We start from the raw sequence: 21845 nt of genomic DNA on the forward strand, positions 1-21845 counted from the left end.
GCGGCGTGACCGCAATCCTCGGAATATCGGCATTCTATCACGATTCCAGCGCCGCATTGCTGGTCGACGGACAGATTGTTGCGGCCGTTCAGGAAGAACGGTTTTCTCGCCTCAAGAACGATGCCGGTTACCCGGTCCAATCGATCAATTATTGCCTGTCTGCGGCAGGTTTAAAGCTGTCCGAAATCGATCACATTGTCTTCTACGAAAAGCCGTTTCTGAAATTTGAACGGCTGCTCGACACCTATCTGGCATTTGCCCCGAGCGGAGTCCGATCTTTCGGGCGCGCTATACCGGTGTGGATCAAGGAAAAGCTTTTCCAGAAAAGCGTATTGTTGAAGCAGTTCGTCCAGCATGATCCCGACTGGCAAGATAAAGGCCAGTTGAAGTTCAGCGAACATCACATGAGCCACTGTGCGAGCGCCTTCTTCCCGTCTCCCTATGAAGAGGCAATTGTGCTGAGCATCGATGGCGTGGGCGAGCGGACAACAACATCCGTTGCGATTGGGCGCGGCAACTCGCTGGAAATCAAAAAGGAAATCCAATTCCCCCATTCACTCGGGCTGCTCTATTCGGCTTTCACCGAATATATCGGCTTCCGGGTCAATTATGACGAATATAAAGTCATGGGATTGGCCCCCTATGGATCGCCAATTTTCCGTGACACAATCCTGGATTATCTGATCGATGTTAAAGACGATGGCAGTTTCTGGATGGACCAGAGCTATTTCAATTATGCGACCGGTTTCACCTCGATCAATGGCAAATTCGGCGACCTTTTCGGTGAGCCGCGCCGTGCCGCGCACGAACCGATAACCCAGTTCCATATGGACATCGCCCGCTCCGTACAGGCGGTGACTGAAGACATCGTGTTGCGGATGGCGGCAAGTTTGAGCAAAGAATTCGGGCGACGGAACTTGTGTCTTGCTGGCGGTGTTGCGCAGAACAGCGTCATCAACGGCATGCTCGCGCGCAGCGGCAATTTCGACCATGTTTGGATACAGCCTGCAGCCGGAGACTCTGGCGGATCGCTGGGGGCGGCGCTGGCATATTGGCATCTCGCGCTCGGTCAGCCGCGCACCCAGCCTGACAAAAGCGATGATATGCAAGGCGCCTGCCTCGGCCCGGCTTACACGCAATCGGAAATCGAAGCTGCACTTTCTGTGCTGGGCGCAGATTTCGAAGCCCTGCCCGATGAAGACCTGTTCCAGACCGTGGCCAAAGACATATCTACGGGCAAAGTGGCGGGATGGTTTGATGGCCGGATGGAGTTTGGCGCGCGCGCTTTGGGTAGCCGCTCCATACTGGGTGATCCGCGGTCGGAAACAATGCAGTCCAAGATAAATCTGCAAGTCAAAGGGCGCGAGAGCTTCCGTCCCTTTGCCCCCGCAGTCTTGGCCGAGCATTCCGGCGACTGGTTCGCGCTGGGGCAAGACAGCCCCTATATGGCGATGGTCGCACCAGTTGCCCAGAGCAAGCTTGAGCCAGTTGCGGCGGAGGCCCAACCAGTTACGGGTTTTGACAAATTGAAACTTCGCCGGTCAGTGATTCCCGCCGTCACTCATGTAGATTGCTCTGCACGCATTCAAACCGTCACCGCCAACATGCACCCGCGCTTTCACGCATTAATCAGTGCTTTTTTTGACGAAACGGGCTGTCCGATGCTGCTGAACACGAGCTTCAACGGACGCGACGAGCCGATCGTGTGTACCCCCGAAGATGCATATCGATGCTTCTCGCAGTCGGGATTGGATTTGCTGGTGTGTGGCAATTGTATTGTCCGCAAAGACACATAGGCATCGTTTGTGATGGACTATGCGCGGTCGGATGGGATAATGGCGCCGGTTGTATCGGAGGAAATATGGATAGAGCGCTGTTGATATCGACCGGCATCGGGTGCGGCGTTCTGTGCTCATACTGTCCGCAAGTCACTATCGGCAGAGCCTATAAGCAATTCACCGGTCCATCGAGCCTGAGCTTTGAAACATACAAGGCCTGCGTCGACAAATTACCCAAAGACGTAACGGTCAATTTCACCGGATTTTACGAGCCATTTCTCAATCAGGCCTGCACTGATATGATCCTATATGCGGTCGAAGCTGGCCACGAGGTTCGGCTATCAACCACAGTGATGGGTTTGACCGCAGAACAGGTTGACCGCTTCAAACATGTCGATTTCGTCAAGTTCGCGGTCCATCTACCCGACACCAAAGGTCTGACGCGAATAATTGTAGATGATACCTATATGGCCGCGCTGACCCGGCTGATCGAAAGCGACATCTCAAACATCGGCTTCCATGTCCATGAAGGAACAGAAGGGCCAGAGGCCGTGCACGAGCGGGTGGACGCACTGCTGTCGGCCCATGGCGTCGAGCCGGAGAACCGGTGGATCCTGACGCGAGCCGGCAATATCGACATTGCCGGCGTGGCCCCACCCGAGCGATTGACAGGCGAATTGGCACTATGCCCGCGCGTGTATCAGAATGTGCTGCTGCCCAGCGGCGATGTCGCCCTGTGCTGCATGGATTGGGATTTGAAGCACGTGATCGGGAACCTGCTGGAAACCGATTACGATGCGCTGCTCTCCGGCGCAGAATTTCAAAAAGTGCTGCGTGCGCAAGTGGACGACAACATCGATATATTGTGCCGCACTTGCGAAGTTGCGCGGACGAAAAAGGACGTCCGCACGCAGGAATTTTACGCAAATCTGGAAGCACAGAACGCCGATATGGCAACTGCTGGCAGCGCGCAGACGTCATGAAGCCGGCTGGTGTTGTTAAGCGGGTGTCCCAAGTCTGATGTCTTTGGTCGGGAAGCTTACCGGCGCTTACCGGTCCATTGCCTTTGTCGTGTTCAACACGCTGGTTTTTCTGGTCCTCATCAATTTGGCTCTGTGGGCTGCATTTGCCGTCCATGACCACGAACCCAGCATGATCGACGAAAGCTCCCCGCCTTCACCTGAAGGGTATTTTCGCGAAAACGGCACTGCCATCGACAATGGCAAACGGATGCCCACCAATCTGACGATTTTTGATTACAAAGCCTTTGAAAATATTATGTCCGAGCGTGAAATTGGCGCGATGCTCGATGAGTATTACGACCACTTCCACGATGGCCTCAAATATCAGGCATTCACCCAATATGCGCCGCGTGTGTTTGCGGGTGAATATCTAAATGTCACACGAGAGGCCAATGGGCTCACAGTCCGGCGAACGATCAATCCGCCAGCTGATGCAGCCGCTAAACGAACTATCCGGATTTTCACTTTCGGCGGTAGCACCACATTTGGGCAAGGGGTGGCCGACCAGCACACATGGCCCACGCGTTTGAGCGAAATCCTCAATGCCCGAGCAAAGGCGGATGGATTGGATGTCCATGTCGAAGTGACCAATTACGGCCGTGTAGGCTTCTATCCCACGCAGGAATTGCACCTTCTGATGGAAGTGCTGCGAAGTGGGGAACGGCCCGACATGGCCATCTTCCTCGATGGTCTGAATCTGGGCGAGGACAACGACACCTCTGGCTTAACCAAGCATTTTTCGAAAGCAGTCAACGAGACCCAGCGTCCAACCGGCGCGCGGTGGGACTGGATTCCGATGATCCGCGCGGCCAATGCTGTGAACGCACGGTTGAACCCCAATGCACGCACTAAGACGCATTCGCCTTCAAAAGACGAGCGGCTGGCGCACACTCTGGAGAGGTTCACCCAGTTCCGCACAAATGTGCAGGCAGTGTCCGACCTCTATGGTGTAAAGCCTGTCTTCTTTCTTCAACCCGATGCGCATTATAACTATCCGGTTGAATTATATGGCCGCGGTGAATTGCTAATCAATCCGCCACGCCGCGCATTCAAAGAGCGTTTCTACGCCCAGATTAGGAAGGATGGCGGTTTTATTGACCTAACGGAACTGTTCAGCGATTGGGGAAACCGAAAAGCGGTCGTGGACTCAGCGCATTTCTCGCCCAATTTTTCGCAATTTGTCGCTGAAAATATCGCGAACAATATCGATCTGACAGATATCGGCGATGTAACCCGCGAAGAAAGCATCCCAACCGGCATTCCCAAGTTGTGAAAAACCGCTTGAAGCATCCGGGCCTGAGGGAAGCATTCTAACGCTTAGCGCCAAAGCTAAGGGAAGTGGTGGTCCTGCTAGGGAGAATTGAACTCTCGGCCTCGTCATAACCAAAGCAAGGGATGGTCCATGGACAGACGAATTTTATGATGAGGATTGGCTAGCTGTAAGCCCTAGATTAGCCAACAATCCGCCCGGCTCCCAAACTGTGCTGAGTTCCGGCTTCTGACTTTTCCCAGCGAATGTCTTTTAAGGAAAATTCAAACCTCGACCTGCGCTTTACTTGGAGTAGCAACTGGACGCTCACATCAGTCAACGCGAGCAAACCGTCAAATTCATGCCAATTCAAAAATCCGCAATTAGGGTAGAAAGCTGACCTTCGTCACGACGGACCACTAATCCAGACCATAATCAGCCATGATCAAGTTCGCCTCTTCAGCAAATTTTTCTTTGCGAGATGCTCTGAGCAGTTGAACAGTCGCTAGCTCCCTGTTGCCCAATTTCAAGGCGACCTTGCTCGATAGGATCAGCGCAGGCGTGTAGTCCTCTACGCGCATCACCATCCGGTCGAGTGTCCGAGCAGCTTCTTCATACTCGCCTTTCTTGAATTCCAAACGGGCTTTTTGATAGTTTAAAAGATCGAATCCCGGATGCACAGTTAGACCGCTTTTCAGGGTTGCCTCGGCTTCCCTCGTCCTGCCCAGATCGAGCTGGAGTCCGGCGACGTTTACAACCGGGATTGCGTGGCCGGGATATTTTTCAGCAATTGATTGATACCGCGTCAACGCTGCCTCAAGATCACCCCGCCGGATAGCGAGTTCCGCATCGAGCAATTGCGCTTCATAGTGATCTGGATCGTTGCTCAATGCGCGCCGGACACCTTCTTCTGCAAACTCCCATTCTCCAGTCGATTGGTAATAACGTCCAGCTAGCGCGTGCAGGTCTGGGCTGCCGGGATAGGCTTGCAGCGCCTCCACCAACACCGCTGTATCTTTTGCCAAGTCCCCGGTTTCGCGAAGCGCCCATATCCTCATCTGGTAGAGACCCGCTGATGTAAGTGCGGGACTGACTTCGCTCTCCAAAAACTTGAGCGCCAGCCTTGGCTTTCCTTTCACTATCAAACTGTGCGCTTTGAGTTCGGCACGGTCTGCATCGCTCAAATCGGTTTCGGTTAGCTGATCGATATACCGCTCTGCGGCATAGCCATCACCCAACTGTAGCATAGTGCGCGCGAGCAAGAGCTTTGCCGCACCGCTTTCGTCACCAGCATCAATGCGGTTCATAAGTATGATGCGCGCGTCGTAATATGCGTGTTCATCGAACGCCGATTGCGCATCGCCAAAGGGCGGCGGCGGTGCTTTGCCACAGCCCACCAGCACCAACGCAATCGCTGCAGTTACGAGAAAGTGCGACGATGGTCTCATGCGCATATCATAGCCAGCGGAGCTTGAGTATCCGTTACCAGAATCAAGAACGACCGAAACCGTGGTCGCCCAAGGTTCCGGTCGTCTAAGATCAATGAGACGCGCTCACGAGATTACTTTTCTCCGTCGTCACCCTCACCCTTTCTATTTTTGAGCTTCTTGGCGAGTTTGCGTCCACCAACTGCGCCTGCTGCACCAAGTCCGAACAGAAGAAGTCCGCCCGGTGCCGGTACCGGCGTGCCGCCTGACGATGTAGACGTCGAGCCACCCGTAGAAGTTCCGCCGGTCGTGGAGCCACCTGTTGTCGAACCGCCACTGGTCGATGAAGTTGAACCGCCTGTAGTGGTCGAGCCACCGGTCGAGGTCGAACTCGTTGAACCACCCGTAGAGGTTGATGTGGTCGAACCGCCCGTCGATGTGTAACCCCCGCTGGTGCTCGTCGTCGTTGAGCCCTTCTTGGAAGAACCTTTCTTCGATCCTTTTTTCGAGCCCTTCTTGGCACCGCCACTGGTTGTTGTGGTTCCGTAGCCACCGCTTGTACTGGTGGTCGTCGCGCCCTTCTTAGAACCCTTCTTAGAGCCCTTTTTGGAACCTTTCTTAGCGGTTCCGCCAGTGGTGGTGCCGTAATAACCACCGCTCGTACTGGTGCCCACCGAGCCCTTCTTGGAGCCCTTCTTGGAGCCTTTCTTCGACTTCTTTTTCTGCGCAACCTGATCTTTCAGGCCACTATATTCACTCAGAGCCGAATAGCCCTCGAGCTTCTCCAACGCACCAAAACCAAGTGTCGACTGTGGTTCCACCTCGATGGCAGAGACCGAGGTCCCCGAGCCGATGAAGCTCACGGCGACAGCCGCTTGCAAAAATGCATTCTGGTTTAATTTCTGGCGTTTCATTAGTTTGCCCCCAATTCGTCTGTGGTCGCCCTTTCGGGTCCGGTCTCCACAAACGTCGATGCCGATTGAACCGCAGTCTCTCAACGCTGGCTTCAACGGTGTCTCAAAGCGGCACAGCGCGGCGCCAAATGGTAAATCGCACGCGCTAGGCTGCGATCCGCTTGGCGAATTTGAAGAGATCTCGATGCTGCTCGGGTATGTTCATCCGCTCATAGTCAGTCAGACCCAGCGCAGCGTGCGATTCAAACGCAAGTGTGTCAGTAAACCACGGCAAGGCGTAGGTGTAGTAGAGCATCGGTCGCCCGTTATCGGAGGTGCAGGGCATGCCCCCGTGGTAAGTCCGGTAGTCGAGCACAAGAGAACTGCCAGCTTTGGTATATGCCACCAGCGGATCACCTTCGTAAGAAGCGTCTTTCGATAGTCGATGTGTACCTTCCCAAAACTGGGTGCCTCCCGTTTCTTCGTCGAGATCGATTAACGGAACCAGTATGGTCACGGCGTAGGTGAGCATATTATCGTTCGACTTATCGTCATTGAATAGCAACGGGTGCTCGCGGTGTACGTGCTGCATTCGCGCACCAGCGTGAGTCACGACCCCCCCGAAAGCATGCAAGACGGGGCGTTCGCCCATCGCTTCGGTCAGCAAGTCCATTAAGACCGGGTTGGCGTAGACTGCTGGATCGTCGAAGGGAGCCTGAATACGAATTGGCACTGTGAAACGCTTGTCGCCGACGTTATTTGGCTTGCCCAGTCCAGTGCTTTGCCAATCTTTGACCCGTTGATCAAAAGCCCGACGCAAATCCTGAACCAACGGCTTGCTGATGATTTGGTCGATCAAAACAGCGCCTGCTTGGTCGAAAACCTTGCCTGCTTTTTCGGTCACTTTCGGATCGGTGAAATCCACCTGCAAATGCTGATACGGAACTGAAATCGCATCTGTCGCCTTCGGTTTGGGTGTGAACTTTTCAGCGATCAGTCTGAGTGCAGGCCCGTAATTTGGGTCGAGTGCCAGCGATTGTTTTGCCAGCTCATGTGCCTCATCACTTTTGCCGAGCCGCAGCATTACGAGCGCGTGGACGAATAGACGCTGCGCACTTGGGCCGAACTCTTGGGTGGACTGCTTGATCAGTTGCAGCGCGTGAGCGTTGTAACCGATCGCAAGACAGAGTTCCGCGACACCGCAATCAAAAGATACTGGTGATCCGTCAGGGAAGAATGACCGGTAGGACTCCATGAACATTTCATAGAGTTGAATCTCGTCAATATAGTCTTCGCCCTGCTCGATTTGATAGAATACAAATTTCAAGCAGGCCTCTGCCACGGCAGGATCGAATTTCGAAAACCGCATCCACGCCTGAACCTGCCGAATGGACGCTTCGTCAATCGACTCTTCGATCATCTCGCTCAGTTCATGCGCGTCGTACGGGCAAAATTCCTTGAGCATTCGCGCTGCGTCGCGCCGTGTTTCCTTCAATCCGATTTCGGACCATTTTCCTTTACCCGGCAGGGTAAAGGCGCCGCAACTGAAATTGGTATCGCCGTGCCGTTGGAATTGGGTCTGGCCGCCATTCAAACGGAACAATTCTGCAAACACATGGAAGTTTGAATAATGCGCGAAATAGCTGTCGAAAATGAACGGGCTCTCCAACTCGAACTCGTCAGGATGCGAGAATCCCAGTCCCCCGCACAAAAGCATCAGCGGCGTGTCGCGATCAAGAAAACTCTCTAGAAAGCGAAAGCCGATCTCTGGCACCACGACATGAAAATCTTCCTCATGTACGGTGTAGCTTTGCAATATCTCGTCCAAGACAGGGTGCCCGGTAGGCGGACCTTCAAGAGGATGCGACTCAAACTGCTCGGTAACGGTCGCAAATGATGTAATCGGTTCATTGAGAAAGTTTGGATTGGACGATGTCAGAGACATCGAGACCTGCTCGATTTTGTGATCTCTAATCCGGACGAGATTGGAAGGGATCGAGTCAAACAGATAATTGGCGATAATGATCACCGGACGCTCCTTGAGGTCGCCTGGCTTTTTGTCACCTTCCGTTGTTTTGATCACCGGATCAGGTTCGACCCACAATTCCGCAAACTCTAGGACGCCGCTTTCGATAAGCGGTTGGAAGCGCTCTTTCTGCGACCAGTTTTCGATGTTGCGCTGTGCCGCATCGGTTAGCAGATATGTGAATTCGGGGCACTCTTCGCCGTCGATGAAGTGATAATTGAACAAGCGGTTGAGGAACTGCCACGCAAAACGACCGCTGCCGCCGCCAAGCTCGATGACAATCGGGGGTTCGCTGTTTCCTTCATCGATCAAATCCCGGAAGAACGCTGCCACAATCCCGGCGTAAGTGTCGGCTGTGTAGCAATTGGCTGTACTGCCCTGCGGAACAATCTTTTGCTTCCACGCATCCGGCCCCTGATCTTCATAGAACCGATGCAATAACGTCCACGCCAAAGAATCCTTGACCGGAGTCATTTTCTCAACATTTGCGGGTTTGCTAACCACTGCCCAATTACCTCTTCTGCGTCAGTTGCCGCATCCGCCGGACAATCGATGTCAACGGAATTGGTTACCGGAACATTCGGAAATAGGACCGAGGGGTAAAAAAACAGTGACGCATCTCTTTTTTGATTTTTCCATCCGGGCGCCGGAGCAGATTCGGCAGTTGCAAATCGCTGACTATGTTCGACTGGCTGCCACAAAATCACGAGTTGAGACCCGTCAACAAGTTGTAAATTCTTGCCCACTAGCACACTCAGAATGTAAGAATATTCCTTGAGGTGATTATGTCGGGCGGTCGATTGCGAGAAAGAGCGCCACGGCAATTCAGCTCATCACGCGCCAAGCTGGCCGTCGGGACCGACTGGATGGATGTTACCATCGGGAACATCTCTTAGACCGGCTTCATGGTAAAGGCTCAAGTGAAACCGCAGGCCGGCGACCACATACATGTTCGACATCGAGGCGTTGCTCTGAAAGGCGAAGTTGTCCGCATAATCCGCACGCGCCTCGGCGTTCCGAGTTTCGATGCAATAGATGTTGGAACGTTGTTGGCCAGTAGCGGATTACAGGCGGCTTACGCTGGGCCGTTTGTGCCTGCAAAGCCGCAATGGTGGCCGTGGCAGAAGCGCTAGCGCATGCATTACTTGTACTGCCCGTGAGCAGAATAGAAGCGCGGACTGAGCTTAGTCGGTTTTGCAGTTAGCAAACGTCCGCTAATGGGTGGTAGATAAAGCCTCCGCTGACGAAGTTCCAATAACGGTCCTTCAGCATAGCGCCTTTCAAACCCTAGGCCTGAAGTGGGTTTAAATGGGCTGAGTAGCTATTTAGTCGCCAAAACGCCCCTCTCGCAGCCAGCCGAACGGCCTTTGCGCTTAGAAGCTCGCAAATTATTACTGGAAGTGATGGTGCTGCTAGGGAGAATTGAACTCCCGGCCTCGTCATTACCAATGACGCGCTCTACCACTGAGCTACAGCAGCGCTCCAATCAAGGCGCGCCCTATTGTCGCCGCGCCCTCCAAAGTCAAGCCGGATGTATAGTCAGGCTTGAGCATTGGGCCAATAGCGGCAATAGGTTTTGGTAATGTCAAACAGCGAACAGAAACTGACCCGTGAAGAGCGCCTTGCAGCCAAGCTCCGCGAAAATTTGCGCCGACGGAAGACGCAAGCGCGTGAAATAGGCACGCAGGGCGAAGAATCGCTTCCCAAAATGGACGGCAAAAGCTAACACCAACTGCTCCCAAACGCACTTTTATCCGCTCAGGAGCAACTTCCTTGCCTACACTCATTCTTGTACGACACGGCCAAAGCCAGTGGAATCTCGAAAACCGTTTCACCGGATGGTGGGATGTCGGCCTGACCGACAAAGGCGTGGCCGAAGCGAAAGCAGCTGGGCGGTTGATGGCTGAGAAAAATGTCCTGCCGACCACATGCTTCACTTCGTTCCAGACCCGCGCGATTAAGACGCTCAATCTCGCTCTTGAGGAAATGAACCGCCTATGGTTGCCCGTGACCAAAGACTGGCGGCTGAATGAGCGTCACTATGGCGGGTTGACTGGCCTCAACAAGCAGGAAACGCGCGCCAAACATGGCGACGAGCAGGTGCATATCTGGCGCCGGAGCTTTGACGTGCCGCCCCCGCCGATGGAAAGCGGCGGCGAATATGATCTCAGCGCCGACCCGCGCTATGCCGGGATCGATATTCCCAATACCGAGAGTCTGAAGCTGACTATCGAGCGCGTGCTGCCCTATTGGGAAAGCGATATTCTGCCGGTGCTGGCGAGCGGTGAGACAGTGATCATTTCGGCGCATGGCAATTCGCTGCGCGCTTTGGTCAAACATCTTTCAGGCATTTCCGACGATGACATCACCGGACTCGAAATTCCAACCGGTGCGCCGATCATTTACGAATTTGACGACACTATGCAGCCGGGCGAGCGGCGCTATCTGAAGGATATGTAAGCGGTATGGGGGCAAAAGTTGCTATCGTAATGGGTAGCCAGTCCGACTGGCCGACCATGCAATGCGCATCGGGCGTGTTGGAAGAATTGGGCGTCGAAGTGGATGTCCGGATCGTATCCGCGCACCGCACGCCTGACCGGATGAATGCCTTTGCGAAAGGCGCGGCTGATGAAGGCATTACGGTTATTATCGCGGGTGCCGGCGGTGCAGCGCATTTGCCCGGCATGATCGCTGCGATGACGCATTTACCGGTGCTCGGTGTGCCCGTTCAGTCGAAAGCACTGTCCGGCATGGATAGCCTGCTGTCGATCGTGCAAATGCCGGCAGGTGTGCCGACCGGAACGCTCGCCATCGGTGAGGCTGGTGCAACCAATGCAGGATTGCTTGCCGCTTCAATCTTGGCCACGAATGACGAGGCTTTAACCGATCGCCTCAAGGCATGGCGCGCGGCACGGAGCGAGGCGGTAGCGGAGCGGCCGGTCGACTGATGATCAAGCCTGGAGGGACAATCGGGATTTTGGGCGGCGGCCAGCTTGGCCGGATGATGGCGATGTCTGCCGCGCAGCTCGGCTATCATTGCATCACCTATTCGCCCGAGCGGGACAGCGTTGCTGCCGAAGTGTGCAGCGATTTCTTCTGCAACAAATGGGATGACCGTGCCGCGCTCGCCGCGTTTGCCCAGAAATGCGATGTGATCACTTGGGAATTCGAGAATGTTCCGGTCGCGCCGCTTCAGCCCATAAAAGACCAGATATTCCCACACCCGCGCGCGCTTGAAACGGCGCAGGACAGGCTGGCCGAGAAACGCTTTGTCGAGAAACTTGGCGGCACACCCGCAGCCTTTGCCACTATCGACTCTCATGCCGATTTAATCACCGCAGTCGACCGGATCGGCGCACCGGGTATCCTCAAGACGCGGCGCGACGGATATGATGGCAAAGGCCAGTGGCGAGTTGATTCCAGCCGCGATGCCGAGGGGCTGCGCCTGCCCGATACCGCGACAATCTACGAAGGCTTCGTCGAATTCTTCGCCGAGTTCTCCGTCATCTTGGTACGCGGACAAGACGGCGAAGTGCGGTTTTGGGATAGTGCGGAGAATCTCCATGAGGATGGCGTTCTTGCGGCCTCAACCCTGCCCGCCAGCACCCGCATCCAGGAGCAGGTCGAGCCAGCCCGCAAACTCGCCGCATCCGTTGCGCAGGCGCTCAATTACGTTGGAGTACTGACCTGCGAGTTCTTCGCTACGCACGAAGGCCCGATCTTCAACGAGATGGCACCGCGCGTGCATAATTCGGGCCATTGGAGCATCGAAGGTGCAGCAACGAGCCAATTCGAAAATCACATCCGCGCAATTTGCGGCCTGCCGCTTGGCGACACAGCTACCATTGCGCCACATGTTGCGATGCGCAACATCATCGGCAAAGAAGCAAAGACGGCGCAGGACATGCTCGCCGAGCCGAACATGCACCTGCATCTTTATGGCAAGAGGCATGCCCGCGATGGCCGCAAGATGGGCCATGCGACGAAGCTCGTTTGGGATGCCGAGTGAGCACGCAACGTAGTCCGTTTATGATCTATGCACGCGCCAGCAATGGCGTGATCGGTAAAGATGGCACCATGCCTTGGCATATTCCCGCTGACCTCAAGCGGTTCAAAAGACTGACCATGGGTCACGCGATGATTATGGGCCGCAAGACATTCGAGAGCTTTCCGTCGCCTTTGCCCGGACGCCGCCATATCGTTCTTACTCGCGACACAGAATGGAAGGCAGAAGGTGCCGAGCCAGCGCATTCGCAGGCCGAAGCCAGAATGCTCGCAGGCAGCGAACCTGTCGCCATTGTCGGCGGCGCAGAGATTTACCGCCTGTTCGCTAAGGATGCCGAGCGAATTGAAATGACCCAAATCCATGTCGAATATGCAGGCGATACCGTTATGGATGCACCTGAGGCGCCGTGGTTCGCAGCCGAACGCGAGGATCATCCGGCTCAGAATGGCTGTCCCGCATTCTCGTTTCTGACTTTTCTGCGAGAACCCGCATGAGGAAGATCCTGCTCATAATCTTAATGTTGACCGTCATCGCGGCGATCGCATTTTTCGCATTTGCCCCGCGCTATTTCGACAGCACCAACAACATACTGGATGGCAAGCTGCTGGAGCCAGTGAGCGAGGAGGCAACAGCACTCCACAAAACGCTGACTATTGTCGATCTGCATTCAGATAGCCTGCTGTGGCAGCGCGATGTGCTGGGCGACAACAACTATGGCCACATGGACCTGCCGCGCTTGCAGCAGGGCAATGTTGCTCTGCAAGTGTTCTCCAGCGTCACCAAGACGCCGACCGGCCAGAATTACGATAACAACAACTCTGATGGCGACAATGTGACGCTGCTCGTGATCGGGCAATTGCAGCCTGTCCGCACTTGGACATCTCTGCTCGAGCGGTCGCTTTGGCATGCCACAAAGCGCGACCGGACTGTGGAAGAATCGGGCGGTGTGTTTGCAGCGGTGAACAACGGCACTGATGTGACATCGCTATTAGCGGACCGCAGCGCGGGGTCCACTGATCGCACAGGCGCATTGCTCAGCATTGAGGGCCTCCATAATCTTGAGGGCAAAACCGAAAGCCTCGACGTTCTCTACGATGCGGGTTTCCGGATGGCGGGCCTCACACACTTCTTTGACAATGAGCTCGCAGGCTCGATGCATGGCGAAGAAAAAGGCGGGCTGACACCGTTCGGGCGCGACATTGTTCGGCGGATGGAAGAGAAGGGCATGATCGTCGACATCGCGCATCTCAGCAAGAAAGCCACCGCCGAAGTCCTGGCAATGGCGACGCGCCCACTGGTATCCAGCCATGGCGGGGTGCAGGCGACCTGCGATGTGAACCGCAATCTGACCGATGATGAAATTGCCGGCTTGGCCAAAACCGGCGGGGTGATCGGCGTCGGCTATTGGGAAGGCGCGATATGCGACACCTCACCCAAGGCGATCGTTGCCGCCATGAAGCATATTCGCGATCTGGTCGGCATCGAGCATGTCGCGCTGGGCAGCGACTATGATGGAACGATCACCGCGCGGTTCGACACATCCGGGTTGGTCCACATAACCAACGCGCTGCTGGAAGAGGGTTTCACCGAGGAAGAAATCCGCGCGATCATGGGCGAGAATGCCATCCGCGTGATAAGCGAAGGTCTGAAGCCAGCTTCGGAACTCGCCAACGCGCAATCTATAGAGGATATTGCTGAATAATGCGCTGGCTTGACCACCGCGAAACAGTGCCAGACAGCTTGCGCGGCGCAATTGTCGCGCTGGGCAATTTTGATGGCTTCCATAAGGGGCATCAAGCCGTTGCGGGCGAAGCCATCAAGTGGGCGCGTGATGAAGGTCGGCCATCGATTGTCGCTACGTTCGATCCGCATCCGGTGCGATTCTTTAAACCCGAGGCGGAGCCGTTCCGCCTGACCACGCTGGAGCAACGTCAGGAGCTCTATCTGGAAGCGGGCGCCACCGCGATGTTGGTGCTCCATTTCGATGGCGTATTGGCATCAACCACTGCCGAGGATTTTGTCGGCGATCTGCTGGCGAAACATCTTGGCGTGGCTGGCGTTGTGACCGGCGAAGATTTCACCTTTGGCAAAGGCCGCGGCGGCAATGCCCAAGTGTTGACGAAGGTGGGTGCGCAGCATGACATTCGCACCCGCACCATCGGTCCCGTAGGCGACTCGACCGAAGTGATCTCCTCCAGCCGCATTCGCACGGCATTGCGCGACGGCGACCCGCAGGAAGCCGCACGCTTGCTGACCCGCCCCTTTGCGATCCGGGGAATTGTCGAGCACGGCGATAAGCGCGGGCGTGAGATCGGCTATCCGACTGCGAACCTTTCCGTCGAGAGCTATCTGCGGCCTAAATTCGGGATATATGCCGTCACCGGCCGTGTATTGGCCACGGGTCAAGAACTGAAAGGTGCGGCGAATATCGGCATCCGCCCGCAATTCGAGCCTCCCAAAGAGCTGCTCGAGCCCTATTTCTTTGATTTCTCCGGCGATCTTTACGGACAGGAAATTGAAGTCAGCTTTCACCATTTCCTGCGGCCAGAGGCCAAATTCGACTCGCTTGACGATTTGATGGAACAGATGCAGCGGGACTGCGACAAAGCCCGGGAATTACTCACATGAAAATCTGGCTAACACGATTGGGGTTCGTCGCTGCGCTCGCATTCGTTGTGCTGACCGTGGTCAATGCCAGCTGGCTCGCAGACGCTCCGCGCGGCAAGGCGAAACTGATTGCCCATCGCGGGGTCGCACAGCATTTTGACCGTGCGGGAGTCGAGCGCGACACCTGCACTGCCGAACTGATCGAAGAACCCGTGCATGACTATCTCGAAAACACCGGCCGGGGGGCGCAGCGCGCGACGGAGATCGGCGCGGCGATGATAGAGGTCGATATTGCACCAACATCCGATGGCAAGCTGATCGCTTTCCACGACTGGACGCTTGATTGCCGCACCGACGGCACTGGCCCGGTGCGAGAGGCTTCGCTGGAAGAGATCATGCAGCTTGACGCGGGCTATGGCTACACCGCGGATGGCGGTAAAACTTTCCCGCTCCGCGGCACTGCTGTGAAAGGGATCCAGCCTCTATCGACATGGATTCTTTATGTCCGCGAATCGAAGCAGATCATGTTCAATTTCAAATCGGCCGATCCCAAAGAAGCCGATATGCTCGCCGCGGTTCTGAAAGAGACGAACCGCGATCCGGTGAGGCTGAAATATGCATTTTATGGCGATCCCAAGCCGGTCGCGCGGATCAAGAAGCTCTACCCTGATGTCTGGGCATGGAGCCCCGCGGCGGCGAAGCAGTGCACCACCGACTATTTGCTTTATGGCTGGACCAGCATCATTCCCGAAAGCTGCAATGATGGCACGCTGATTATTCCGCTTAACCGCCAATGGATGTTCTGGGGCTGGCCCAACCGCCTTGCCAGCCGGATGGAGGAAGTTGGCGCAAGAATTATCGTAACTGGCCCGCACAATTTGGATGAACCCAATACCGGCCTGTCGCTGCCCGAACAGCTCGGCGATGTGCCGCGCAGCTTCAACGGCTATGTCTGGGTCGATGATATCTGGACGGTCGGTCCGGCGCTCTATCCCGACCGGGACAATCGCAATGATGCGCAGCGCGAAGCCGCCTATGCCGGCCTCGAAGCGCGGCGCGAACGGCAGTAAAACGCCCTGCAATCACAGATGCAGATGCAAACCCGCTTCCCCCGCGCGGCGGTTTCCTTTAACGGCGCTCCATCATGACTGAAGCCAAGAGCCCTGAGCGCGATTATAGACCAACGGTTTTCCTGCCGAAAACCGACTTCCCGATGAAAGCCGGCCTTCCGCAGAAGGAACCGGGCATTCAAGCGCGTTGGGAAGAGATTGGCCTGTATGAAAAGCTGCGTGAGGCGCGTGCGGGACGCGAGAAGTTCATTCTGCATGACGGTCCGCCCTATGCCAATGGCGATATGCATATCGGCCATGCGCTCAACCACGTCCTGAAAGACACAGTGGTGCGCACGCAAAGCCTGCTCGGCAAAGACGCGCCCTATGTGCCCGGCTGGGATTGCCACGGCCTGCCGATCGAGTGGAAGATCGAGGAGCTCTACCGCAAGAAGAAGAAGAACAAGAACGAGGTCGAACCCAAGGAATTCCGCGCCGAATGCCGCGAATACGCCCAGAAATGGGTCGATGTTCAGCGCGAGCAGCTTAAGCGGCTCGGCATCAATGGACGCTGGGACAAGCCCTATCTGACCATGCGCCCCGAAGCCGAAGGCGCGATTGTCAAAGAACTGCACAAATTTGCCGAAACCGGCCAACTCTATCGCGGCGCAAAGCCGGTGATGTGGTCGCCCGTTGAAGAGACCGCTTTGGCCGATGCCGAGGTTGAGTACCAAGACCTAACCGACAGCCCACAGATTGATGTGGCGTTCGAGATTGTTGAGTCGCCGATTGAGGAACTGGTCGGTGCGCATGCGGTTATCTGGACCACAACGCCTTGGACGATACCGGTGAACCAGGCGCTCGCCTATGGGCCGGATGTTGAGTATGTTCTGCTGGATCTGACGGGTTGGAATTCGCCCGCAGAACATAACGAAAAACCTCTACAGAATCTGCAGAAACTTTTGGATCGAAGCACTGCCAAGAAGCTGCGCTTCGTAGTTGCCAAATCGCTGGTCGATGCATTCGCTGAACGACTTGGTGGACCAGAAACTGAAGCGCGACTCGTTGAAGCTCGCGCATTTCAAGGCTCCGGCCTAGCCGGAACCATCGCCCGCCACCCGATGCACAAGCTTGGTGGGTTCTACGCCAAGCCGCGCCCGATGCTTGCGGGCGACTTCGTCACCACCGATAGCGGTACCGGCATCGTCCATATGGCGCCCGATCATGGCGAGGACGATTTCGACCTGTGCAAAGCCAACGGCATCGATCCTGTCTTCGCGGTTATGGGCGACGGGCGCTATCGCGATGACTTGCTGTGGCTCGGCGCGGATGATCTCGACAATGACGGCAAACCCCGCCGCCGCAGTGTGATCAACAAGCCGTTCAATTCGCCCGAAGGCCCGATCTGTTCCGATCTGCGCGCAGCGGGTGCGCTGCTTTCGGCCAGTGCCAACTACGCGCACAGTTACCCGCATTCATGGCGCTCCAAAGCCAAGGTCGTGTATCGCTGCACCCCGCAATGGTTCATCGCGATTGATGAAGACCTCGAGCATATCTCGCCCAAGACTCCGCAAGAAAAGGGCTGGGAAGGCGAAGGCGGCGCAATCGATCCATCCGACGAAACCATCTGCGCCGCGCCGACCTTGCGCGAACGCGCGATGGAAGAAATCGAGGCAACGCGCTTCATTCCCGAAAAAGGCCGCAACCGCTTGCGCTCGATGGTCGAGGGTCGTCCAGACTGGCTGATCAGCCGGCAACGTGCTTGGGGCGTTCCGCTGGCGCTGTTCGTTCACCGCGAGTCGGGCGAATTGCTGGTCGATCCGGAAGTAAACCTCCGTATCCAGCAAGCTATCGCGGCGGAAACCGTCGATGCGTGGGAGGAAAGCCGCGCGGCTGAGTTCCTCGGCCCGGAGCGCAATCCTGACGATTACGAGATGGTCACCGACATTCTCGACGTGTGGTTCGACAGCGGCTCCACACACGCCTTCGTGCTTGAATCGGATGAATGGCCCGAGCTGCAATCGCCCGCCGATCTCTATCTGGAAGGCAGCGACCAGCATCGCGGCTGGTTCCAATCGAGCCTGCTCGAAAGCTGCGGTACCAGAGGCCGCGCGCCGTACAAGGCAGTGCTAACCCACGGCTTCACTATGGATGCCAAAGGCTTCAAACAGTCCAAATCACTGGGCAACACCACCGACCCGAACAAGGTGATGGAGCAATATGGTGCGGATATCATCCGGCTATGGGCGCTGAGCGTCGACTTCACCGAGGATCACCGAATCGGCGATGAAATCCTCAAAGGTGTGGGCGATACCTATCGCAAGCTGCGCAATACTTTCCGCTATCTTCTGGGCGCGCTTGCCGACTTCGATCAGGCTGAACGCGTTGATGTTGCCGATATGCCCGAACTTGAGCGCTATATGCTCAGCCTGCTCGGCGAATTGGATGGCAGACTGAAGCAGGCGGTGAATGATTTCGATTTCAACGCTTACACCCGCGCGCTGACCGATTTCTCGAACGAAGACCTCTCGGCATTCTTCTTCGATATCCGCAAGGACCGGCTCTATTGCGATGCCCCGGAAGGGTTGGAGCGCCGCGCCTACCGGACTGTGCTCGACACGCTGTTTCAGGCGTTAATCCGCTACTCTGCGCCAGTGCTGGTCTATACCGCTGAGGAAGTGTGGCAGACCCGCTATCCCGACAGCGATTCGGTGCATCTGCTCGAATGGCCGGAAATTCCCGCCGCAGATGCAAATGCAGAGCGCTGGAGCAAACTGCGTAAACTCCGCGAAGCAGTGATGGAGGCGATCGAGCCACTCCGCCGCGAGAAAACGATTCGTTCAGGCCTCGAGGCCGATGTAACCGTGCCCGAAGGTGCAGTACCAGAAGGCTTCACCGACGCCGATCTGGCCGATCTGTTCATCACCGCGTCAGTCTCACGCGGCCAAGGGGATGGCGTGACAGTTACGCGCACATCCGATCACAAATGCGGCCGCTGCTGGCGTTTGCTGCCCGAAGTCACCGAAGACGGTGCGCTTTGCGGGCGCTGCGATTCTGTGGTTGCAGAATGGGATGCGGCACAATGAGCATTCTCACCAAACCGCGCCTGATCGGCCTTGCGATTGCGGCGATAATCTTTGCCGCTGACCAATGGATCAAGGACTATGTGACTGGTCCTTTGGAAATTAATCAACGTGGCGATTTCATGGAAATCCTGCCTTTTTTTGATCTGCGTTTCACCCAGAATTTCGGCATCTCGCTGGGCCTGTTTGAAGCAACCTCGCCGGAGATGCGCTGGGCGCTTGTCTTGGTAACCGCCTTGATCGCCTTCGTGGTGTTCATCTGGATGCTGCGCGAGAAGGCGTTCGGTGACATTCTGGGCCTGTCGATGATCCTGGGCGGCGCGCTCGGCAATATCGTTGACCGGTATACGCTGGGCTATGTCGTCGACTATGCCGATCTGCATTTCGGCGACTTTCGACCCTTCCTCATTTTCAACGTTGCCGATGCGGCTATCACCATCGGCGTTGTAATCATCCTTGCCCGATCCTTTTTCGTCCGCGATAAGGAAGAGGATCACGATATCGAACCGGCCCAGACCTAAGGTCGGGCCCGTGGAGAGAATACTATGCGTATGACGACCAAAATCATTTTCCTCGGCGCTACCAGCGCGATGCTCGCAGCCTGCGGAAGCGGTGGCGGCATCTTGGGCCGTGAGCGTCCCGATGAATTCGCTGTGCAGCGTCAGGCCCCACTGGTTGTTCCACCTGATTTCAACCTGGTCCCGCCAGCTCCGGGCGCTCCGCGTCCCGCCGAAGGCACCGCGGCAGAGCAGGCGCTTGAAGTATTGTTCGGCGGCCCCGCCCCGCGCAGCTCGGTCGAAACCAGCGCGCTGGACCGGGCAGGTGCAGCAGCACCAGGTATCCGTTCGTCAGTCGGCGATCCGGAAACCAACACGGTTGCAAAGGGCCGCGTGACGCGCGACATAATCGCCGCACCAGAAGGTGACGGTCAAAATAGCCAGGCGATTATACCCTCTTGATTTAGCCTCAAGCGCCGGCGCTCACATCCGTTCGCTTATGCTTCCGCGCTAACCGCACGTCGGCCGGTCGCCCTCTGGCTGCCGCGACCAAGAACAGGCGCGAGATAGATGGCTTGGAATGGCCCGGTCCGAGACTAGCTGATCGCAAGCGCGACCGCGCGCTGGCGTTAGGCGTAGCCTAAGAATGCGGATGCATTCCGCTCGGCGACCGAGGGACGAAAACAAAAACTCCGCCCTTATCCCTCGTCCGTTTCCTCAGCGACCTTCGTCACCAACAGCTTGTCGATCTTGCGCCCATCCATATCGATGACCTCGAAGCTCCAACCTTGTTCGACAAAGCTCTCGCCTTCTAGCGGCAGCTTCTTGATCACGGACAGCACGAAGCCCGCGACTGTCGCGAACTCGCGACTATCACCATAATCCAGCCCCAGCCGGTCGGCGAGATCGTCAGCAGACATCCCGCCAGATATGAGCAGCGAACCATCGGCCCGCTCGGTAATGGCGGGTGCATCGCCCTCATCCTGATCGCTCACAAACTGGCCGACCAAAGCTGTCAGCAGGTCAACCGGCGTTACAATCCCGTCCAGATGGCCATATTCGTCGTGAACCATCGCCATCGCGATCTCGGCCTGCTGCAATGCACGCAACGCGTCCATCGCGTCGAGTTGGTCAGGCACGATTTCGGCCTTTTTCATCAGGCGCTTTAGATTGACCGGCTTACCCGCCACCATAAGCGCCAGAACCTCGCGCACTTTCACGACCCCCAGCATGGAATCAGGCGACCCCTCGGCAACAGGAAGCAGAGAATGCGGACTGTCTTCGATGGCCTGTTTGATTTCATCCTCACTTGAAGACACATCAACCCAGTCTATTTCTGTCCGCGGGGTCATCACTTCGCGAACGGGGCGCTCCGCTAGCCGGACAGCACCGGAGAGAATCTGGTGCTGGTCCGCCTCAATCGCTCCTGCTTGCGTCGCATCGGCGAAAATCATGTGAAGTTCTTCGGCGGTCACGCTGGACTGGCCGCCTGGCCGCACACCGAATAGACGGATTAGCAGTCCCGATGACGTATCGAGGATCCACACCAGCGGCGCGGCAATCTTGGCGAGCAACGCCATCGGGCCTGCCATGACAATTGAAATCGGTACTGCCGCTCGGAGCGCCAACTGCTTGGGCACCAATTCGCCAATGACCAGACTCAAATAGGTAGTCAGCGCAATCACCAGTGCAAACCCGATCGTATCGGCAAATTCTTCCGGCACACCCAGACTAGGCAACCGTTCACCAATCGGACCACCTAGGCTAGCGCCCGAATATGCACCGTTGATAATCCCGATCAGGGTAATCCCTATCTGCACTGTGGAGAGAAACTTGCCAGGGTCAGCCGCCAGCGACATCGCCAGCTCTGCGGACTTACTGCCTTTGTCTGCTGCGCCTTGTAACTGCGTAGTGCGCGCGGAAACGATTGCGAGTTCTGACATCGCGAACACGCCGTTGATCACAATCAAGCAGCCAATGATGATCAGGTCGGGCCAAGGAAATGGAGTCACACCGGACTTGCTAGCACAAAAGACGCTGTGCGCCATATAGCTATCCGCGCCCGAACCAGCGCAATGACATGTATTTTTTGTCTCGTGCCGTTGCGGGAACAGCTTTGTTCGTGAACGGTTAAGGTGTGAGGGACGCTTATGCGTCTGCTTAGCCCGTCTACGGGCAAGAACCACGAACTGAGGAGGGGAATTCCCC

At 56.2% G+C, this 21845-nt stretch carries 19 protein-coding genes and 1 tRNA gene; 14 read left to right on the plus strand and 6 right to left on the minus strand.

Going from position 1 to position 21845, the window contains the following annotated elements:
* The first annotated feature begins 5 nt into the window (after positions 1-5).
* From GRI35_RS13980 to GRI35_RS01355, 3 genes are all read left to right on the plus strand, one after another.
* Positions 6-1796 (plus strand): carbamoyltransferase family protein, encoded by a 1791-nt coding sequence (locus tag GRI35_RS13980; RefSeq protein WP_160612359.1) that lies wholly within the window; start codon positions 6-8, stop codon positions 1794-1796.
* 65 nt (positions 1797-1861) lie between these two features.
* Positions 1862-2761, plus strand: a complete 900-nt coding sequence (locus GRI35_RS01350; RefSeq protein WP_160612360.1) for an SPASM domain-containing protein — start codon at positions 1862-1864, stop codon at positions 2759-2761.
* Between the two features lie 37 nt (positions 2762-2798).
* Complete coding sequence (locus GRI35_RS01355; RefSeq protein ID WP_160612361.1) at positions 2799-4073, plus strand: SGNH/GDSL hydrolase family protein; 1275 nt, start codon at positions 2799-2801, stop codon at positions 4071-4073.
* A 395-nt stretch (positions 4074-4468) separates the two neighbouring features.
* On the opposite strand, the gene GRI35_RS01360 is transcribed toward GRI35_RS01355, so the two are convergent.
* From GRI35_RS01360 to GRI35_RS01375, 5 genes are all read right to left on the minus strand, one after another.
* Positions 4469-5497: a tetratricopeptide repeat protein gene (locus GRI35_RS01360; RefSeq protein WP_160612362.1), complete on the minus strand. Its 1029-nt coding sequence runs from the start codon at positions 5495-5497 to the stop codon at positions 4469-4471.
* Positions 5498-5610: 113 nt separating this feature from the next.
* Positions 5611-6390 carry a hypothetical protein gene (locus tag GRI35_RS01365; RefSeq protein ID WP_160612363.1) on the minus strand — a complete coding sequence of 260 codons (780 nt, stop codon included), beginning with the start codon at positions 6388-6390 and terminating at the stop codon, positions 5611-5613.
* 145 nt (positions 6391-6535) lie between these two features.
* Complete coding sequence (locus tag GRI35_RS01370) at positions 6536-8869, minus strand: phytanoyl-CoA dioxygenase family protein (RefSeq protein ID WP_160612364.1); 2334 nt, start codon at positions 8867-8869, stop codon at positions 6536-6538.
* A 359-nt stretch (positions 8870-9228) separates the two neighbouring features.
* Positions 9229-9354 carry a hypothetical protein gene (locus GRI35_RS13905; protein ID WP_268894014.1) on the minus strand — a complete coding sequence of 42 codons (126 nt, stop codon included), beginning with the start codon at positions 9352-9354 and terminating at the stop codon, positions 9229-9231.
* A 445-nt stretch (positions 9355-9799) separates the two neighbouring features.
* Positions 9800-9874: transfer RNA gene (locus tag GRI35_RS01375), tRNA-Thr, on the minus strand.
* A gap of 103 nt (positions 9875-9977) precedes the next feature.
* Between GRI35_RS01375 and GRI35_RS13665 the strand changes: the two genes are divergently transcribed.
* From GRI35_RS13665 to GRI35_RS01425, 11 genes are all read left to right on the plus strand, one after another.
* Entirely contained in the window at positions 9978-10121 is a 144-nt protein-coding gene (locus GRI35_RS13665; protein ID WP_202390477.1) for a hypothetical protein, read from the plus strand.
* A gap of 47 nt (positions 10122-10168) precedes the next feature.
* Positions 10169-10855, plus strand: a complete 687-nt coding sequence (gene gpmA, locus GRI35_RS01380) for a 2,3-diphosphoglycerate-dependent phosphoglycerate mutase (protein ID WP_160612365.1) — start codon at positions 10169-10171, stop codon at positions 10853-10855.
* Positions 10856-10860: 5 nt separating this feature from the next.
* Positions 10861-11343 (plus strand): 5-(carboxyamino)imidazole ribonucleotide mutase, encoded by a 483-nt coding sequence (gene purE, locus GRI35_RS01385; protein ID WP_160612366.1) that lies wholly within the window; start codon positions 10861-10863, stop codon positions 11341-11343.
* Positions 11343-12404, plus strand: a complete 1062-nt coding sequence (locus GRI35_RS01390; protein ID WP_160612367.1) for a 5-(carboxyamino)imidazole ribonucleotide synthase — start codon at positions 11343-11345, stop codon at positions 12402-12404. Before purE ends, GRI35_RS01390 begins: the two co-directional genes overlap by 1 nt.
* A gap of 20 nt (positions 12405-12424) precedes the next feature.
* Positions 12425-12895, plus strand: a complete 471-nt coding sequence (locus GRI35_RS01395; protein ID WP_160614681.1) for a dihydrofolate reductase — start codon at positions 12425-12427, stop codon at positions 12893-12895.
* Positions 12892-14103 (plus strand): dipeptidase, encoded by a 1212-nt coding sequence (locus tag GRI35_RS01400; protein ID WP_160612368.1) that lies wholly within the window; start codon positions 12892-12894, stop codon positions 14101-14103. The genes GRI35_RS01395 and GRI35_RS01400 overlap by 4 nt, the downstream gene beginning before the upstream one ends.
* Positions 14103-15029, plus strand: coding sequence for a bifunctional riboflavin kinase/FAD synthetase (locus GRI35_RS01405; RefSeq protein ID WP_160612369.1), 927 nt, complete (start codon positions 14103-14105; stop codon positions 15027-15029). Before GRI35_RS01400 ends, GRI35_RS01405 begins: the two co-directional genes overlap by 1 nt.
* Positions 15026-16078 (plus strand): glycerophosphodiester phosphodiesterase family protein, encoded by a 1053-nt coding sequence (locus tag GRI35_RS01410; RefSeq protein WP_160612370.1) that lies wholly within the window; start codon positions 15026-15028, stop codon positions 16076-16078. Before GRI35_RS01405 ends, GRI35_RS01410 begins: the two co-directional genes overlap by 4 nt.
* 74 nt (positions 16079-16152) lie before the next feature.
* Positions 16153-19143, plus strand: coding sequence for an isoleucine--tRNA ligase (ileS, locus tag GRI35_RS01415; RefSeq protein ID WP_160612371.1), 2991 nt, complete (start codon positions 16153-16155; stop codon positions 19141-19143).
* On the plus strand, positions 19140-19661 hold the full coding sequence (gene lspA, locus GRI35_RS01420; RefSeq protein WP_160612372.1) for a signal peptidase II: 522 nt from the start codon (positions 19140-19142) through the stop codon (positions 19659-19661). The genes ileS and lspA overlap by 4 nt, the downstream gene beginning before the upstream one ends.
* A 24-nt stretch (positions 19662-19685) precedes the next feature.
* Positions 19686-20099, plus strand: coding sequence for a DUF3035 domain-containing protein (locus tag GRI35_RS01425; protein WP_407985036.1), 414 nt, complete (start codon positions 19686-19688; stop codon positions 20097-20099).
* Between the two features lie 236 nt (positions 20100-20335).
* Here GRI35_RS01425 and GRI35_RS01430 read toward each other — a convergent pair whose 3' ends face one another.
* Positions 20336-21649 carry a hemolysin family protein gene (locus GRI35_RS01430; RefSeq protein WP_160612373.1) on the minus strand — a complete coding sequence of 438 codons (1314 nt, stop codon included), beginning with the start codon at positions 21647-21649 and terminating at the stop codon, positions 20336-20338.
* Positions 21650-21845 lie beyond the last annotated feature (196 nt).

The sequence above is a fragment of the Pontixanthobacter aestiaquae genome (genome assembly GCF_009827455.1).
GTDB lineage: Bacteria > Pseudomonadota > Alphaproteobacteria > Sphingomonadales > Sphingomonadaceae > Pontixanthobacter > Pontixanthobacter aestiaquae.